This window comes from Candidatus Xianfuyuplasma coldseepsis (assembly GCF_014023125.1).
GTDB lineage: Bacteria > Bacillota_I > Bacilli_A > Izemoplasmatales > Izemoplasmataceae > Xianfuyuplasma > Xianfuyuplasma coldseepsis.
In genome coordinates this window covers 100,792-118,740 of record NZ_CP048914.1, presented here as the reverse complement: position 1 = coordinate 118,740, position 17,949 = coordinate 100,792, and the positions used below count along the sequence as shown (strand labels likewise).

The following is a 17,949-nucleotide window of genomic DNA, read 5'->3' as shown; positions in this document are numbered from 1 at the left end:
TTTCAGCCCTTTTAGTTGAATTTTGAGGATGTAAGTGATATAATACAACCGGTTTTTTAGAAAATATATGATATAGAAAGGTGAGTCACAGTGAAAAGAATTTATATGTTTGGTGAAGGTACCAAAGAGCAAAAGAATTTACTTGGTGGTAAAGGTGCGAATTTATCGGAAATGAAAACACTTGGTGTTCCTGTTCCTGCAGGATTCACTATTACAACTGAGATGTGTACAGAGTACTACAAAAACGGTGGTAAAAACTCCAAAGAATTATTAGCTGATTTGGACACATATACCAAACGTTTAGAAGAAGAAACAGGTAAGAAATTTGGTAGTGATACCGATCCATTACTTGTCAGTGTTCGTTCTGGTGCCCGGGTATCAATGCCTGGTATGATGGATACCATTTTGAACCTTGGATTAACCAACAAAGCCGTTAAAGGTATGGTTGAAAAAACGGGTAATCCTAAATTCGTGTATGACATTTATCGTCGCTTCATTCAAATGTTTGCGGAAGTTGTACAAGGAGTAGAATTTGATTTATTCGAAGACGTGCTCGATCATGTCAAAGAAAAAAACAATTACAAAGGCGATTTGGATTTAACCGCGGATGATTGGAAATTTGTTAGTGAAGAATTCTTAAAAATCGTGGAAAAAGAAACCGGGAAACCATTCCCACAAGATCCTAAAGTTCAATTAGAAATGGCTGTTAATGCTGTATTTGAATCATGGGATACACCTCGAGCAAGAATTTATCGAGATCACAACGGAATCGATCATTCTTGGGGTACTGCTGTTAACGTACAACAAATGGTATTTGGGAACACTGGAGACAAATCTGGTACAGGTGTATTATTCACCCGTAACCCAAAAACAGGTGAAAAACACATCTTTGGTGAATTCTTATTCAATGCACAAGGAGAAGATATCGTCGCTGGTATCCGTACGCCATTAGAATTGGATGATTTCGCAGAAGTTGAACCAACAATTTATAAAGAATTAACTGACATTTTGGACAACTTAGAAGATCATTACAAAGAGATGCAAGACGTTGAGTTTACCATCGAAGACGGAACATTATTCTTGCTTCAAACACGTACTGGTAAACGTACTGCTGCTGCAGCTGTGAAAATTGCAGTTGATATGGTGAAAGAGGGATTAATTGATAAGGAAGAAGCGGTACGCCGCATTGATGTCAATGCCATTGATCAATTGTTACACCCAGTCTTTAATCAAGATTCATTAGATGCTGCAGAAGTTCTTACAACTGGTTTAGCTGCAAGCCCTGGTGCTGCATCTGGTAAAATTGTATTTAGTAGTGAAAAAGCTGCACAAATCAAAGAAGAAACCGGTGAAAAATTATTGTTATTCCGTAAAGAAACCTCACCAGAAGACATCGAAGGGATGATCGTCTGTGAAGGATTCGTAACCCAACTTGGTGGAATGACATCGCATGCTGCTGTTGTTGCACGCGGTATGGGTAAATGCTGTGTTTCTGGTTGTGGTGAATTAAGCATCAATGAAGAAGCTGGATACATGACGATTAATGGTAAAAAATATCCAGAATTAACACCATTTAGTATTGATGGGACAACCGGAAATGTATATGCTGGTACCATTGAAACCAAAGCACCTGAATTCTCCGAAGAATTTCAAACCATCTTAGAATGGGCAAAAGAAATCAAACGCTTAGGTGTCAAAGCCAATGCGGATAACGAACGCGATAGCTTACAAGCCCTTAAATTTGGTGCGGAAGGTATTGGACTTTGCCGTACAGAACATATGTTCTTTGATGATGAACGGATCTTAGACGTTCGTCGTATGATTATCGCAGAAGATAAAGAATCACGCGAAGCTGCATTGGAAAAAATCTTACCTCACCAATTAAAAGACTTCAAAGAAATCTTTACCGCAATGGAAGGTAAAACAGTATGTATCCGTTTATTAGACCCACCACTACATGAATTCTTACCACAAGAAGACGAAGTCGATGAAGTGGCGAAAGATTTAGGTATCGGTGCCGAAAAATTACACCGTGCACTCGAATCATTACATGAATTCAACCCGATGTTAGGACATCGTGGATGCCGCCTTGCTGTGACCTACCCCGAAATTAGTGTGATGCAAGCAAAAGCCATTATTATGGCTGCGATTGAAGTGGCAAAACAAGGTAAAGTAGTGAAACCTGAAATCATGGTACCACTTGTTTCAACGATTGAAGAGTTAACCTACTTGAAAGCATTCATTAAAGAAACTGCGGATCAATTAATCGCAGATGCTGGTATCGAACTTGATTATAAAGTTGGAACCATGGTTGAAACACCTCGTGCAGCATTAACCGCTGCTCAAATTGGTGCGGAAGCTGAATTTATTTCTTACGGAACCAATGACTTAACCCAAATGACCTTTGGATTTAGTCGCGACGATGCTGGTAAATTCTTAAAAGAATACAAAGAAAAAGGTATCTTACCAAACGACCCATTCGCAGCTGTTGACCAAACAGGTGTTGGACGTTTAGTTGAACTTGCTACGAAAGAAGCGAAATCCGCGAACAAAGACATTATTGTTGGTGTTTGTGGAGAACATGGTGGAGAACCAAGTTCAATCGACTTCTTCCATCGAGCTGGATTAAACTACGTATCTTGTTCACCATTCCGTATCCCAGTCGCAATTATTGCAGCTGCACAAGCGGAATTAAACAACCGTAAATAAATCATAAAAGCACTGTGAAAACAGTGCTTTTTTTTGTATACTTGTACTAGGTGATACTATGTGGAAAGAGATTATTGATCGCGAAAAAAAACAACCGTATTTTAAAGAGATTACGAAACGGGTGTTGGATGAATATCGAAATAAAACAATCTATCCTCCCTTGGATGACATTTTCAATGCGTTTAAGCTATGTGAATATGATAATGTCAAAGTTGTTATTATTGGCCAAGATCCCTATCACAATGTCAATCAAGCTCACGGCTTAGCATTTAGTGTCAAAAAAGGAAATCCTGTTCCACCATCATTGAAGAATATCTACAAAGAACTTCACGAGGATCTAGGTGTACCCATTCCAAATCATGGTGAATTAACGTCTTGGGCACAACAAGGAGTGTTGTTGTTAAACACTATATTAACCGTCGAAGCGCATAAACCACTATCTCATAAATTGATTGGATGGGATCAATTTACCGATCGTATCATTCAATTATTGAATGATGATCCCGCACCAAAAGTGTTTGTTTTGTGGGGGAATAATGCCAAACAGAAACGTCGCTTTATCACCAATCCCAACCATTTAATACTATCGTCAAGTCATCCGTCTCCACTTAGTGCACGGTATTCATTTTTTGGTAGTCGGATGTTTTCCAAAATTAATCAATTCCTTATTAAAAATCAACGAGAGCCTATCGATTTTACGATTACCTAAGCACGGAATCTTCCGTGTTTTTCTCTTGTGTTTTTTCTGCTTATTCAGTACAATAATACTATCAGAGTAGCTATATTGCGTTAAGTGCTTTACCATGGGAAGTTGGGTAATGACGAACACATCATACTGTGGCGGTAATATGGCGCGTCCGCTGAAAATTTTCATTTTTTGTGTGGACCTCTAGAACATTTGTCGGAGGTTTTTTATTATGTTTAAAGTACCACGTTTTACGACAAGGGGGATTACCCTTGCCGCATCCTTTGTTGCGATGGCCATTATTTTGAAGAGTTTGCTCGTGATTGAAACAGGAAATTTACGAATAACGATGTATGAAATTCCAATGGTATTCATCGGTGTAACCTTTGGTCCAATTGTTGGCGGGTTACTCGGGTTTGTCGTTGATTTTGTCCACATTTTGTTTAGTCCCTGGGCATACACCTTTAATGTGTTTACCGTATCGAATATGCTCTGGGGAATCATCCCGGGATTATTCTTTTTCCAACGTCCCATAAAACGAACACCACTGATTATTTGTTTGGTAGTGACAGGTGTCCTGACGTTTGGTTTGAACTCCTATGGAATTTATCAGTACGAGGGAATGGGAAGTCTACTTGCAACCTTGCCGTATCGGGTTGGTCTATTAGTAATTAAGGTGCCACTGCAAGTATACCTCATTGAACAGCTATATGATCGGGTTGTGGAACCGCATTTAAAATTACAAAAAGCATAGAAAAAGCGCTAATTATAGCGCTTTTTTTATAGTTCAACAATTTTTACTTCACCAGGACCAAGATGGATATCGAGAGTGTTGTTGTCGATGAATTGAGTGAATGGTCGAGGAGCTTCATGAGTACTAAAGAGTAATTTGCCTGTCATTTCATGATTGTTGGTCGTGTGACGCAATAATCGGATATCTATTCGAATATAATGTTCGTGCCACGTATCCGCATTCCCAAGGACAAAGAGCATATTTTCTTTATTGCTTTTCGTTGTTTTGAAATACGAGAAACCAATGAAATTTTGATTATCATAATGGGCATATAATGGCATAAACGAGTGTTTGTCAAGCAGTTGCTTTTTGAACTTTTTGCGGATTGGTTTCAGTGCTTCTAAAATATTGGGTAGTTCCCATCGACGCGGATTGGTGTAATGAAATTGATACAAATCAAACAATGCGAGTTTTTTGTAATACGGATCACTAGGATCGAGCATATAGAGTTCATTTGGTCTTGCATCCAGTCCCGTATTCATCGGTTGGGTTTCATAGACTTCTTGGCCACTGTTAATAAATGGTACCCCATTGGGCATAAACATGTTTAACACGGTGAGTAATTTCGCAAGTGATTCGCCACCATCTCGTGCCGCAAGACGGGGGGTATCATGGGTTTCACCACAGGCAAAAGTGGGAAGCGGTAGTTCGATTGAATCGTACATAAACTCTTGTAGTTTGCCTTCCCAAACGCGTGGTTCCATAACAAATCCATTTCCAATAATCATATTATAGCCATTGTCTTTGGCTTTTTGGGCGAGTTTTGGTTGTAGTTCTTCGGCAATAAAACAGAAATCCGGATCGATGTCTCGGGCTTTGTTGATAATCATATCAAGTAGTGGTTTTGGTAGTGCATGGCCCATGTCAATTCGCGCCCCATCAATTCCAAAACGCCGTTGATAACTTGGAACAATGTCGGCTAGTTTTTGCCATAATTCCATATTTGGTTGATCGCCAAAATACATGTTGGCTTTGATTGTATCAAATAAGATGTATGGGGGACGATCCGTCGTATCGACAAACGGACGCGTTTCTGTTGGAATGTCTAAAAATAAGCGGAAGAAGGTAACGTCAGTCCATGGCGGTTGGGGGTCATTAATATAATCACTAAACGCCGGAGCAACGCGTAAATCAAAATGCTGTTCAATTGCTTTTGCTAGGTTTTTTGATTTCTTTACTTTGTTCCAGAGTGATTCATCTTGAGCTTTGGGATTGTACTGGAACATATTGATATGTCGCAATACATCCGGTGATTGATAGGCAATTTCAAGATTTTCTACATCCGGGATGGCGGTTTCACCAAGTTCGGGTACATGAGGGACTTTGTATTGATCATATTCGCTTGCTTTAATCCAATAGAACCACTCGGGATGTTCACGAATGAGTTCGCTATCAACGCTATTGGTACGTGGAATAATATCAATCATTACACGCATATCGAGAATGTGGCATGCTTCGACAAAGGCTTGGAATTCTTCTTCTAAGGTTAATGCATCCCCAACTAAGGGATCTTTTAAATTGGGATCCAACTTGTCAAAATTGGAGACACCATAGGGACTACCTAAGTCTCCTTTTTTATCTTTTAAACTGAATTTGGAGATTGGTAACATATAGACAACATTAACCCCCATTTTTTGTAGTAATGGAAGTAGTGCTAACATCTTGACAAACGTTCCAGTTTCCGGCATGTGATAGATATTATAGAGGTCGAGTTTACCACTGCGATCATGATCCCACGCAGCACTGGTTCGAATCATCGTCGAGTAGACAACAGATTCTTTTATCCAATCACCACCGCTGTAGTTTCGCTTGGGACGTTTTAGACCAAACGATATGGCATTGGTATAATCTTTGTCATCTTCTTTGTTTGGTAGGATATAATCAGCGATTACACTAGCATAAAAATCATAGGGATCCACCATCAACTCATTATGGGGAGCTTCAATGAGCTTGTCAGGATTATAGTCAAAACAGTTCCATACATCAGGAACCGTATAGTTGTATATTGTTGTATCGGTTGTTTGTTGTAATGCTTGTAATAATTTTTCCAATTTTAGTGTGGCCATATGCATCAACCTTTCTTGTCCATATTATAGTATAAATTTATATAAAAATAAATACTATTGCACAAATGTGAAAACGCTACCTTATAAGTCAAATTACTATGAAAATTAATGAAAATACAGTATAATGTGCATGGTAGAGGTGATAAAAATGAAACGACCAGTAGCTTTAATTGTAATGGATGGATATGGTTTGCGTAATGATGATACCGGAAATGCGGTTCATATGGCAAAAACACCAAACATCGAATTATTGATGAACGAATATCCAACCAGTTACTTAAATGCAAGTGGCCTAGCGGTAGGTTTACCCGATGGCCAAATGGGAAATAGTGAAGTGGGACATCTAAACTTAGGTGCGGGACGCATCGTGTACCAATCACTGACACGAATCAACAAAGCCATTGAAGATGGCGAATTCTTTACAAACCAAGCATATTTAAATGCGATTAAAAACGTTAAAGAGAACAACAGTGTTCTCCACATTATGGGTCTCTTGAGTGATGGTGGTGTTCACAGCCACATCAATCACATTAAAGCATTCTTTAAATTAGCCAAAGACCAAGGAGTACCAACTACATACTTCCACGCGTTTTTAGATGGACGAGATACGCCTCCTGATAGTGGAGTATTATATGTCCAAGAATTAGAAGCGTATATGGCGGAAATCAACTACGGAAAAATAGCGAGTGTTGGTGGACGTTATTACGGTATGGATCGTGATAAAAACTGGGACCGAGTGCAAATTCATTATGATGTATTTACCCAAGCAAAAGGACCATCCGCAAGTAGTGCAATAGATGGCATTAAAGCATCGTATAAAGCAGGTGTATTTGACGAGTTTGTCATGCCATTTAATGTCGTTCCTGAAGGAACAATGAAGGATGGAGACAGTGTCATTTTTGCGAACTTCCGTCCTGACCGTGCGATTCAAATTGGAACAGCGTTATCCAATCCGACAAAAAGTGGATTAGATTACAGCAAAGGGCCACATAATCTTACATTTGTTAGTACGATGTCATACAGTGAAAATGTACAAGGTGAGATTGCCTTTGGGTTACAAAAACTGGATAATATGTATGGTGATGTCATCAGCAGAGCTGGAAAAAAACAGTTGCGTATTGCCGAAACGGAAAAATATGCCCACGTTACATTCTTCTTTGATGGTGGTATGGATAAAGAAATTGAGGGGTCTACAAGAGTTCTTGTCAACAGTCCGAAAGTAGCGACCTATGACTTGCAACCAGAAATGAGTGCGTACATCGTTACGGATAAAGTCTTGGATGAAATTGCCAAAGATGAGCATGATACGATCATCTTGAACTTTGCAAACTGTGATATGGTTGGTCATACGGGTGTCATTCCAGCAGCTGTAAAAGCAGTTGAAACCGTTGACGAATGTGTCGGTAAAGTTGTCGATGCGATCTTGGATAAAGGTGGCGTCGCAATTGTTACAGCCGATCATGGTAATGCGGAAAAAATGCTCGATGAAAACGGAAATCCATTCACCGCACATACGACCAGTATAGTACCATTAATTGTGACGGATAAAAACGTCAAATTGCGAGAAGGCGGTATCTTGGCTGATGTTGCTCCAACAATGTTACAGTACCTTGGTATCGACCAACCGAGTGAAATGACTGGACAAAGTCTAGTGACAAAAAAATAAAGCACTTGAACAAGTGCTTTTTTTGTACTTGAAAGTGTTTTCATTTATGGATTTCATTTGTAAAGAAGACGTATTTGTTCTATAATATTGTTGGTAGATTTTAACTATTTTAACCATAAAGGAGATGTAATAAAAATGCCATACATTACAGATGTATACGCACGAGAAGTATTAGATTCACGCGGTAACCCTACCGTTGAAGTAGAAGTGTATACCGATAGTGGTGCCTTTGGACGCGCATTAGTACCAAGTGGAGCATCAACCGGTGAACATGAAGCTGTCGAATTACGCGATGGTGTAAAATCAAGATATTTAGGAAAAGGTGTCGAAAATGCCGTTAAAAACGTTAACGAAGTCATCGCACCGGAAATCTTAGGACTTGATGTAACACAACAAGTATTACTGGATAACATCATGATTGACTTAGATGGAACGAAAAACAAAGGGAAATTAGGAGCCAATGCGATTTTAGGTGTTTCAATGGCGTGCGCTCGCGCCGCAGCGGACTTTGTTGGGTTACCACTGTATTTATACTTAGGTGGATTTAACGCCAAAGAGTTACCAACTCCAATGATGAACATTATCAATGGTGGTAGTCATGCTGACAACAACGTGGACTTCCAAGAGTTTATGATCATGCCTGTTGGGGCTCCTACATTTAAAGAAGCGTTACGTACTGGAGCCGAAGTATTTCATGCGTTAAAAGCTGTTTTAAAAGGTAAAGGATACAATACTGCAGTTGGTGATGAAGGTGGATTTGCACCAAACTTAGGCAGCAATGAAGAAGCATTACAAGTGATTCTTGAAGCCATCAAAAAAGCTGGTTATGAACCCGGTAAAGACATCATGTTAGCAATGGATGTTGCGTCTAGCGAGTTCTATAACAAAGAAAAAGGTGTCTATGTATTAGCTGGTGAAGGTGGAAAAGAATTAACCAGTGAAGAATTGGCTGATTTCTATGTTGAACTATGTGAAAAATATCCAATTATTTCAATCGAAGACGGTTTGGATGAAAATGACTGGGATGGATGGAAAGTACTAACCAGTAAACTTGGTAAAAAAATCCAATTGGTTGGAGACGATTTATTCGTAACCAACACCGAGCGTTTAGGACGCGGTATCAAAGAAGGTATTGCGAACAGTATTTTAATTAAAGTAAACCAAATTGGTTCATTAACAGAAACATTCCAAGCCATTGAAATGGCAAAAAAAGCTGGATATACAGCTGTTGTATCGCACCGTAGTGGTGAAACAGAAGATTCTACCATTGCTGATATCGCGGTTGCAACCAACGCTGGACAAATTAAGACCGGTTCATTATCTCGTACCGATCGTATTGCAAAATACAATCAACTATTACGAATTGAAGATGAACTTGGCGATGTATCTGTCTATAACGGACTTGGATCGTTCTACAACATCAAATAAAGAGACTCGAAAGAGTCTTTTTTTTATGAAAAAATAATTATTGTGTTTTACACAGTAAAGTGATATTATTGATATGATGATACATAATTTTGAACAAAGTTGGTGACAATATGACCGATGACATGAATCAGGATATCGAATCCATTGATAATAATCAGCCGGTAAAAGCCGAAAGCATCTTTAAGAATCGTGATTATCGTTTACTCTTTTTTGGACAAATGGTATCGAATTTAGGAACCCATATATACAACTTCGCAATATCCCTGTATATTCTCGTCCTTACCGATGGGAATGCAACACTGGCTGGAATATATATGGCCACGGGTGGAATGATATATTTTGGATTTGCGTTGTTTGGTGGGGCTATTGTCGATCGGTTGGAGAAAGTGCGCGTTGTATATACAACCGACTTTATTAATGGAATACTAATTCTCATAACAGGGTCTTTGCTATTCTTTGGATTGAGTAATACAACCATAATCGTAATTCTTTTTGTGGTAACCATCATTATGGGAGTAAACGGAGCACTCTTTAATCCTGCAGCGAGTTCCTTACCTCCGCATATCCTACAAGAAAATCAACTGCAGCAACACAGTAGTATCTCTCAAGGGATGTTTGCGATTTATGGAATCATCGGTGCAATGCTTGGAGGAGTTCTCTATTCCTTTGTTCCCATCGGCGTAATCTTTATATTTAACGGATTAACATTCTTCTTTAGTGGTGTTAGTGAAACCTTTATTAAGACGAAAACACTAGAAGAAGGAGAGGTTCACGATATTACATTTAAACAAACCCTTGTTGATATTAAAGAGGGATTGCAATACGTGTTTACGTTAAAACCAATCTTATGGTTGGTAATCATTGCATCAATGTTAAATTTCTTCACCGTACCAGTTGTGGTTAATGGACTACCATACTTATTTGAAATTGAAATTGAGAAAGAGGCTTATTTTTTGGCAATTCTCAATTCCTCATTTACCATCGGAATAGTCATAGTTAGTGTTGTCCTAGCTGTATCAATTCAACGAGAACGAGTTAGTCCATTGATCTATCGTGGATTGGTTGGAATGGCATCAATGTTCTTATTTACAGCTGCAGCACTTCACTTTTTACTAGATGGTACCTTATCCTTTACATGGTATATGGTGATTTCAGCAATCTCGTTAATTGTCATGGGGTTCTTTAATGGCTTCATTAACATACCATTCAATGTTGCGATTATGAAAACCATTAAAAAACAAATGTTGGGTCGAGTCGTGACAACAATCGGAATTATTTCCAATGGTTTAACACCAATCGCAATTGCCTTAGGTGGTGTTGCGATAGACTTCCTAGGTCTTCGTGTGTTATTCTACGTTGCAGCAATTGCCATGTGGGCAACAGCAATCCTCGCTTTGAGAAACAAATACGTTCGCGAGTTATAAACATCAAAACGAACAAGAAATTGTTCGTTTTTTGTATCTTTTTGTGGTTAAATATTATATAATAGTACAAGCTTGAGGTGATGACATGTTACTAATCATTGGACAATATGTTTTACTTGCATTTGTGGTGATTTATGCGACTAGTAAATTATCGTATTATGTGGATGAACTGGATAAAAAAACCCATATTAGCGGAGCGCTAATTGGTGGGGTTTTATTGGCGACTATCACCTCGATGCCAGAGTTTATTACGAGTATTACATCAACGATGGCACTGAACGAACCAAGTTTGGCGTTTGGTAATGTTTTTGGTAGTAATATTTTCAATGTCGTAATTTTGGCTGTGGCAGATTTGTTATTCTTGAAACAAATGTTCTTTAACAAAGTGAAAACCCAACGGACAACCAATGCGTTTGTCATTGTCATGTACATCATCTTTATGTTCCCGTTACTTATTAGTGGGTTTACAGGATTGGATTATGGATCGTTTACATTAAACATTTTGTTGACATTTAACTTGATTTCGCTGCTAATTGTGATATTATATGTATTCAGTATTCGGTCGATGAACAACGATGAAACCGAACAGAGTGAAGAAGGTAGCGATTTGACCTATAAGAAAATTGGTCTTATGTTCTTCTTATGGGCTGTTGTAGTCGTCTTATCAAGTTACTTTGTTACCATTGTTGCTGATCAGCTTGGGGATGCCTTAAATTTAGGAGCTAGCTTTGCCGGAGCGATCTTCCTTGGTGTCGCAACAAGTTTACCTGAATTAACTGCCGTTATGACGTTAATGAAACTGCGAAATCATGAAGCAGCCCTTGGAAATATTATCGGTAGTAACGTCTTTAATATGACGATTATCAGCGTTGTAGATATTCTTAATGTGAATGATGATATCTTCAATGAACTCGTCACCAATACCGAGGCAAGAGAAAATGTATCTTACCTCTTGATTTTAGGGCTTATTAACTCTATAATATTAATGTTAGCTTTATTACGGAAACGTTCTATAAATAAAATTACCTATGTATTACCAAGCGTACTCATCTTGATTGCGTACCTTGTATACATCGGATTAAGTGTTTAGGAGGTATGAATCATGAGAGGAATCGACATCGTATTATTAATTTTATCGTTATTATTAATTACAATTGTTGTATTACAAAGTTCAAAAGACAATGCAGCCAATGCATTTAGTGGTGAAAAAAGCGAATTGTTCAACAATCAGAAACAACGTGGTTTTGAACTGATTATGAATATCACGACCCTTGTTGTCAGCGTATTCTTTATCGTTACTAGCATTTTAGCCCTTGCTTTGTAAAGAACACTTTGTAGTGTTCTTTTTTTACGAAAGGTGGTGAGAAACATGAGAGATAAAATACTATCATTTTTAACAAGCGAACAAAATAAGAAAACAACGATTGAAGAACTTCGTGAAGTCCTTCATGTTTCAACGAGCCAAGAACTCACCGCACTTGTGAAAACCGTTAACGAACTTCTAGATGATGCTGTTATCATCGAAAACAAGAAACGTGAGTTTACCTTAATCAAAAATACCAACTATGTTACTGGTCATTTGGATTTAAAAATCCGTGGTTTTGGATTTGTTATCCCTGATGATCCGAGTTTGAACGATGTGTTTGTTCCCAAAGAGGGAATCAATGGAGCGATGAATAAAGATCGCGTGTTGGTTCAAGTGTCACCATTTGGCTATGGTGCCCGTCAAGAAGGGATGATTACCCGTGTGTTAGAACGTAAATATACGCATATAATCGGGACGGTTATCTTTCAAAACGGGATGGGTAAATTACTCAGTGATGATAAGACCATTACCCAAGACATCATCATTCGCCGTGAGAACTTAAACGGTGCAAAGAAATACGATAAAGTCCGTGCTAAAATCATCAATTACTCCTTTAAAGGGAAAATTGAATGTGTCGTTACCGATGTCCTTGGAAATATGAGTGACAAAGGTGTTGATGTGTTAAGTAAAATCTTAAAATACAACATCGATCCGATTTTTCCACCAGAAGTCATTGCCGAAGCTGAAGCATTTACCGATGTCACTGAATCGGATGTAGAGAGTCGTAAAGACTTACGAGATATTCCGTATATCACCATCGATGGTGATGATGCGAAAGACTTTGATGATGCGGTTTATGTGGAACAATTACACAATGGAAACTACAAACTTGGGGTCTCCATTGCGGATGTTAGTCATTACGTAACGAAAGACTCATTATTAGATAAAGAAGCGTTCCATCGGGGAACAAGTATCTACTTACCAGACCGTGTGATACCGATGCTACCCGAAGCACTTAGTAATAATCTATGTAGTTTAGTGGAAGGACAAGATCGATTAACCATCACTTGCGAAATGGAAGTAACGTCCAGTGGAAAAGTGAAAACCTATGACATCTATCCGAGTGTGATTCATTCACACAAACGAATGACCTATAATAAAATTAATCAAATCTTCCATGGGGATGAAAAGCTAGCGGAAGAATATGTCGATTTTGTTGGCATGTTCTATCAAATGCGGAACCTCGCAAAAATCTTGAAAAAACATCGGGAACAGTTTGGATCAATCAATTTTGAGACTGAAGAATCCTATTTTGTTTTGGATGAGAATGGAAAAGCTGTGGACGTATTTCCGAGGGAACGAGGAATTAGTGAACACATCATCGAAGAGTTTATGTTGAAAGCCAATCAAACCGTTGCCGAACACATGCATTGGTTGGATTTACCGTTCATCTATCGGATCCATGAAAAACCGACCGAAGAGAAATTATCACGCTTAATCAACATGGCAAGTGCCCTGGGGTATCGGATCAAAGGCAAGAGTGAAGTCAGTCATTTAGAACTTCAGAAGCTTCTCGATCAAGTTCATGGAACCGAAGCCGAAAAAGGAATCAATCTATTGATGCTTCGAAGTATGCAAAAGGCAATATATAGCGATATAAACCTTGGACATTACGGGCTTAGTTTCAAGTTTTACACCCATTTTACGAGTCCAATTAGACGCTATCCAGATTTGATTGTTCATCGTTTATTACGTACCTTCTTGTTTGAGCAAAATAAATCGCTTGATACGATTGACTACTATCGTCACAAAATGACCAGTATTGCGGCAAGAAGCAGTGAAACTGAACGGAATGCCGTCTTCTTGGAACGAGAAGTCATCGATATGAAAAAAGCGGAATATATTTCTGGCTATATCAATAAACGCTTTGATGGTATAATAAGTAGTGTGACAAGTTTTGGTTTATACGTGACACTTCCCAACACTGTGGAAGGATTGGTTCATATCTCACAACTCGATGATGATTTTTATCATTATTCCGATCCATTGATGATGCTCATTGGTGAACGAACAAAAACGATGTATCGTGTTGGTGATCATGTCACAATTCAAGTGATGAATGCCAATATCATCGATGGAGAGATTGATTTTAAGATTATAAAACGAGGTGATTCCAATGAAAATCATCGCGCGCAATAAAAAAGCTCAACACGACTACTTTCTTCTGGATACCTATGAAGCAGGTATTGTTCTGCATGGGACTGAGATTAAAAGCGTTCGAGCGAATAAAGTCAACATCAAAGATTCGTATTGTTTGATTCGGGATGAAGAGATGTTTATTATTAATATGCATATTGCCAAGTACAAAGAAGGAAACATCTTCAACCATAATGAGACAAGAACACGTAAGTTGTTGCTTCATAAAAAGGAAATTATCCGTATTTTCAATAAAATTCAAGGTGAGAATTTAACGATTATCCCGACGAAAGTTTATTTGGAACAAGGCCTTTGTAAAGTAGAGATTGCCATTGCCAAAGGAAAGAAACAGTACGATAAACGCCAAGCCTTACGAGAAAAAGATGCCAAACGTTCGATTGAGAAAAACTTGAAGAACTATTGATCAATATTGTATAATAGTAATGAGGAGATGATGATATGTCACCCGAAGCAATAACCTTTCTTGTAATTGGTATCTTGGATATTGTTCTTGCGTGGACAGGCATTATGAGTAAATTACCACGTGGCCGTCGTTGGGCGGATCGTATCGGGGACACCAATGCCAAAATCATGTACAGCTTTTTTGGCGTATTATTCATTGTCATCGCACTATTCTTCTTATAAACTGTGGGGTTGTTTATGGATTCGACAGGGTAGTTTAGGACTAGATAAGCATGCCAGCGTTGTGGCTGTAAAAACACTAGGTTAAATATAACCGGAAACCAAAATATAGCTTACGCTGCTTAATAAATAGCGCGTTCTCCACCTTGCACTGCCTAGAGTGTTAGGCGTCGAGATCAGCTGATCTAGGATATACTCAATTGCTGCCGTCTTAAGCGATCGATAGAATTTAATAAGACTCGTGTGTGATACGGTTGTTTGTTCCCGGGTTGCCCATTAAACAATTGGACAAACTAAGCATGTAGAAAATGTAGATTCGGCTATTTTGGACAGGGGTTCAAATCCCCTCAACTCCACCAATAGTACCCGCGTCCGAGAATTTTAGGATGGCTATATATAGCCGTTATCAGAATTCTCGGTTTTTATTTTATCCAAAAATATAGGTGTTTTTGAGGGTCGAATCAGCCGTTTTTTCGTTCCAACCCTATTGCAATAGTGTTTGGTGCAATTTTTGACGACCTAAACCCGCTTCCAAAATAAACTCATTTGTGCCGATAAACAGTGGGATTTGAGGGAGTTGTAAGAATATGATATAATATGTTAAACAAAAAATGGGGTGGGTAATAATGAAGAAGATATATTTTGTAGCAATATTATTAGTAGTTTCAATCACATTGATAGGATGTGAAAGCAAAGATGATTTTGGTGAGTGTTCTGTCGAACAGGTATATGTAGATGGTTCATGTGTGAATCGTGAAGATAATATGAAGACAATAACTTTTTTAGATTATGATGAGAGAATTATTGAAAATATTGAAGTGTACACTTTGGAGGAACTACAGAACTCTCAGTATCCTAGTAATCCAGAAAAGGATGGATATGTGTTTATTGGTTGGGATGTTACTTTGGATGAAGTTTCAGTATATGAGGATGTAACTCTGAAGGCTATATATGAGATAGGTGTATTTGAGATATCATATATTAGTTTAGAAGGAGACCTTTTAAGTAAAGTTAGCTATGAGTTTGGAAGTATCTTGGAATATGAGATGATACCTAATGGTCTATGTGGTGAAGATTACACACAAAAGGTTGAATTTAATCTTCCACCAACAATGCCTGGAAATGATTTAGAGTATACGGTTTTGTGTGAGTTAAATAGTTATAGTCTTACAATATTTGGCTTTGAAGATGAAGTGTTATATACAGAAAACTTTTCATCAGGTGAGAATCATGGTGTCGAAATTGGGGACGAGTTTTATATTTACTATGATTTTGGTACGAGTGAAATAACATTACCTGCTTTAGAAAATCATGTGTTTACTGGATGGAGCGAAATGTTGCCAGATATTATGCCTAATTATGACATCAATATCTATGCAGAATTTATACCTGAAAGATTGATTACAGGCTCAAATCTATATCCTCGAGATGTATTTGGGAGAGATGTTTTAGTATACGATGATTATTTAATTACGAGTGCTCCTTTTTATTTAAATAATGTTGGTTCGGTATACGTTTATAAATTCAGTGATAGTAATTACGAAAGAATAATCAGTAATCCATTACAAGATGATGGCTCACATTTTGGAAAGAGCCTTTTATCGATCAATAACTATATAGTAGTGTATTCTGATAGTGAAGTATATTTTGGAAATGAGAAGTATACTAGATATTATGTGTATGATCTGAACGATGCGAGTTATGAGAGAATATTTATTGCAAAATCGTTTAATACTCATGATGATTACATTTTTGCATCAGAGTTTAATGAAATAACGGGTAAAGCAGAACTCAACATATATAAGATGAGTGATGAAGAGTACAAGAGGACAATAAACTATGATGGCATATCTGCAAAAACTGAAATAAATGCTGGTTATTTTTATGAAAACTACTTTGTCGTGACTTACAAAGAACAGTTCAATGAGAATATGTATATTTATAAGCTTGACGATTCAAACTATGAATATCAAATTCCAAACATGCAAGATGAGAACAACAATTTTTACACTCCTGAATTTCATAATTTAGAAAATGGATATTTTTCAGTTGCTGACAGAGATGGTGTTGTAACATTGAGGAGATATGATGATGAGTTATTTGTGAAAACTTTCAGTGTGAATCTTGAAAATGAGTTTTTAAATGGAGTGATTCTCAAAGGTGAAAATCTTACTGTATTTACAGGAGGCTCAATTTATATGTTTGATATTATGAATCAAGAAAATGTAAAAATCATACCACTAGAATCACAAATGATTAATGGAGAAACAATATATCAGCATTACAATATATTTGATAATTATATACTTGTTATGTACAGATATCGATCTGAATATTATGATGACTTTACATCGGTTGATCTTTATAAGTTTGATGACAACTCTTATAAGAAATCAATCACTCTAACCTATTCATACAGCGATATTCGAATCGAGGAAAACAAACTAATAATTGTTTCAGGTGATCATGACACTAGTACTGTCTTTGAAATATTTGATCTCGTAGATGAGAGTAATAATAAAACTCTTTCAGTTAGTTCTGATTTCTTGGAATACTTAAGATACGATATTTATAATAACTACTTAATAATTGCGTCTTATAGAGCTGGTGCTATTGGTGTAGTTAATCTTAGTAGTACAAGTAGTGATTTATCTCAAGATATTATTCTCATAGCAAAAGTGGATGGTAGTTACTTTGGCTCAGGAATCAATACAGAAGGTGATTATCTAATTGTACATGCTGAAAGGTATAACACATACCAAGGTGCGCTGTTGCTCTATTCAATAGAAGATATAGTATCAAATGGACAAGATTAATAAAAAAGGAAAAAAAATCAAAAAGAGCAAGCCTAAGGATTGCTCTTTATTATTGGGAAAGGGGTTGGTCCAAACTCAACTCCACCAATTGTACCCGCGTCCGAGGAATTTAATGGCTAAATTAAGCCGTTTATAGATTCCTCGGTTTTTTATTTATTTTGTAGAAATTACGAATAATAGGTAAAAAAGTACCGAACGATAGTGTATCGATGTTTTTT

The 17,949-nt window shown here is 37.5% G+C and carries 13 protein-coding genes, 1 other RNA gene and 1 riboswitch; of the genes, 13 read left to right on the top strand and 1 reads right to left on the bottom strand.

Annotation, left to right across the window (positions count from 1 at the left end; all coding sequences use genetic code 11):
• Positions 1–105: 105 nt before the first annotated feature.
• The 3 genes from ppdK (at position 106) to G4Z02_RS00480 (ending at position 4,148) form a co-directional block, all read left to right on the top strand.
• Positions 106–2,709, top strand: coding sequence for a pyruvate, phosphate dikinase (gene ppdK, locus G4Z02_RS00490; RefSeq protein ID WP_258878692.1), 2,604 nt, complete (start codon positions 106–108; stop codon positions 2,707–2,709).
• Positions 2,710–2,767: 58 nt separating this feature from the next.
• A complete protein-coding gene (ung, locus tag G4Z02_RS00485) occupies positions 2,768–3,418 on the top strand; it encodes a uracil-DNA glycosylase (RefSeq protein ID WP_258877885.1) in 651 nt (216 codons plus the stop codon).
• A gap of 60 nt (positions 3,419–3,478) precedes the next feature.
• Positions 3,479–3,574: riboswitch (THF riboswitch) on the top strand.
• A gap of 52 nt (positions 3,575–3,626) precedes the next feature.
• Positions 3,627–4,148, top strand: a complete 522-nt coding sequence (locus G4Z02_RS00480; RefSeq protein ID WP_258877884.1) for a folate family ECF transporter S component — start codon at positions 3,627–3,629, stop codon at positions 4,146–4,148.
• 26 nt (positions 4,149–4,174) lie between these two features.
• On the opposite strand, the gene G4Z02_RS00475 is transcribed toward G4Z02_RS00480, so the two are convergent.
• Positions 4,175–6,253, bottom strand: a complete 2,079-nt coding sequence (locus tag G4Z02_RS00475) for an alpha-amylase family glycosyl hydrolase (RefSeq protein WP_258877883.1) — start codon at positions 6,251–6,253, stop codon at positions 4,175–4,177.
• 148 nt (positions 6,254–6,401) lie between these two features.
• Here G4Z02_RS00475 and gpmI point away from each other — a divergent pair, with 148 nt between their 5' ends.
• From gpmI to G4Z02_RS00425, 10 genes are all read left to right on the top strand, one after another.
• The gene (gene gpmI / locus G4Z02_RS00470) at positions 6,402–7,919 is read left to right on the top strand and encodes a 2,3-bisphosphoglycerate-independent phosphoglycerate mutase (protein WP_258877882.1); all 1,518 of its coding nucleotides are present in this window, start codon (positions 6,402–6,404) and stop codon (positions 7,917–7,919) included.
• Positions 7,920–8,054: 135 nt separating this feature from the next.
• Positions 8,055–9,347 (top strand): phosphopyruvate hydratase, encoded by a 1,293-nt coding sequence (eno, locus tag G4Z02_RS00465; RefSeq protein ID WP_258877881.1) that lies wholly within the window; start codon positions 8,055–8,057, stop codon positions 9,345–9,347.
• Positions 9,348–9,457: 110 nt separating this feature from the next.
• Positions 9,458–10,771 carry an MFS transporter gene (locus G4Z02_RS00460; RefSeq protein ID WP_258877880.1) on the top strand — a complete coding sequence of 438 codons (1,314 nt, stop codon included), beginning with the start codon at positions 9,458–9,460 and terminating at the stop codon, positions 10,769–10,771.
• Positions 10,772–10,856: 85 nt separating this feature from the next.
• Positions 10,857–11,861, top strand: a complete 1,005-nt coding sequence (locus tag G4Z02_RS00455) for a sodium:calcium antiporter (protein WP_258877879.1) — start codon at positions 10,857–10,859, stop codon at positions 11,859–11,861.
• A gap of 12 nt (positions 11,862–11,873) precedes the next feature.
• The gene (secG, locus tag G4Z02_RS00450; protein ID WP_258877878.1) at positions 11,874–12,095 is read left to right on the top strand and encodes a preprotein translocase subunit SecG; all 222 of its coding nucleotides are present in this window, start codon (positions 11,874–11,876) and stop codon (positions 12,093–12,095) included.
• A gap of 45 nt (positions 12,096–12,140) precedes the next feature.
• Positions 12,141–14,276, top strand: coding sequence for a ribonuclease R (rnr, locus tag G4Z02_RS00445; RefSeq protein WP_258877877.1), 2,136 nt, complete (start codon positions 12,141–12,143; stop codon positions 14,274–14,276).
• On the top strand, positions 14,254–14,697 hold the full coding sequence (gene smpB, locus G4Z02_RS00440) for an SsrA-binding protein SmpB (protein ID WP_258877876.1): 444 nt from the start codon (positions 14,254–14,256) through the stop codon (positions 14,695–14,697). Before rnr ends, smpB begins: the two co-directional genes overlap by 23 nt.
• A 35-nt stretch (positions 14,698–14,732) precedes the next feature.
• A complete protein-coding gene (locus G4Z02_RS00435) occupies positions 14,733–14,918 on the top strand; it encodes a hypothetical protein (protein ID WP_258877875.1) in 186 nt (61 codons plus the stop codon).
• Between the two features lie 5 nt (positions 14,919–14,923).
• Positions 14,924–15,274: a transfer-messenger RNA gene (gene ssrA / locus G4Z02_RS00430) on the top strand.
• Between the two features lie 267 nt (positions 15,275–15,541).
• Positions 15,542–17,731, top strand: a complete 2,190-nt coding sequence (locus G4Z02_RS00425; protein ID WP_258877874.1) for a hypothetical protein — start codon at positions 15,542–15,544, stop codon at positions 17,729–17,731.
• Positions 17,732–17,949: the final 218 nt, after the last annotated feature.

What these genes read in the sequence shown, in the direction of transcription:
- G4Z02_RS00455 (WP_258877879.1), top strand. Translation starts at nt 10,857, where the DNA reads ATGTTACTAATCATTGGACAATATGTTTTACTTGCATTTGTGGTGATT.
- ung (WP_258877885.1), top strand. Translation starts at nt 2,768, where the DNA reads ATGTGGAAAGAGATTATTGATCGCGAAAAAAAACAACCGTATTTTAAA.
- G4Z02_RS00435 (WP_258877875.1), top strand. Translation starts at nt 14,733, where the DNA reads ATGTCACCCGAAGCAATAACCTTTCTTGTAATTGGTATCTTGGATATT.
- rnr (WP_258877877.1), top strand. Translation starts at nt 12,141, where the DNA reads ATGAGAGATAAAATACTATCATTTTTAACAAGCGAACAAAATAAGAAA.
- secG (WP_258877878.1), top strand. Translation starts at nt 11,874, where the DNA reads ATGAGAGGAATCGACATCGTATTATTAATTTTATCGTTATTATTAATT.
- G4Z02_RS00425 (WP_258877874.1), top strand. Translation starts at nt 15,542, where the DNA reads ATGAAGAAGATATATTTTGTAGCAATATTATTAGTAGTTTCAATCACA.
- gpmI (WP_258877882.1), top strand. Translation starts at nt 6,402, where the DNA reads ATGAAACGACCAGTAGCTTTAATTGTAATGGATGGATATGGTTTGCGT.
- ppdK (WP_258878692.1), top strand. Translation starts at nt 106, where the DNA reads ATGTTTGGTGAAGGTACCAAAGAGCAAAAGAATTTACTTGGTGGTAAA.
- eno (WP_258877881.1), top strand. Translation starts at nt 8,055, where the DNA reads ATGCCATACATTACAGATGTATACGCACGAGAAGTATTAGATTCACGC.
- G4Z02_RS00475 (WP_258877883.1), bottom strand. Translation starts at nt 6,253, where the DNA reads ATGGCCACACTAAAATTGGAAAAATTATTACAAGCATTACAACAAACA.
- G4Z02_RS00460 (WP_258877880.1), top strand. Translation starts at nt 9,458, where the DNA reads ATGACCGATGACATGAATCAGGATATCGAATCCATTGATAATAATCAG.
- smpB (WP_258877876.1), top strand. Translation starts at nt 14,254, where the DNA reads ATGAAAATCATCGCGCGCAATAAAAAAGCTCAACACGACTACTTTCTT.
- G4Z02_RS00480 (WP_258877884.1), top strand. Translation starts at nt 3,627, where the DNA reads ATGTTTAAAGTACCACGTTTTACGACAAGGGGGATTACCCTTGCCGCA.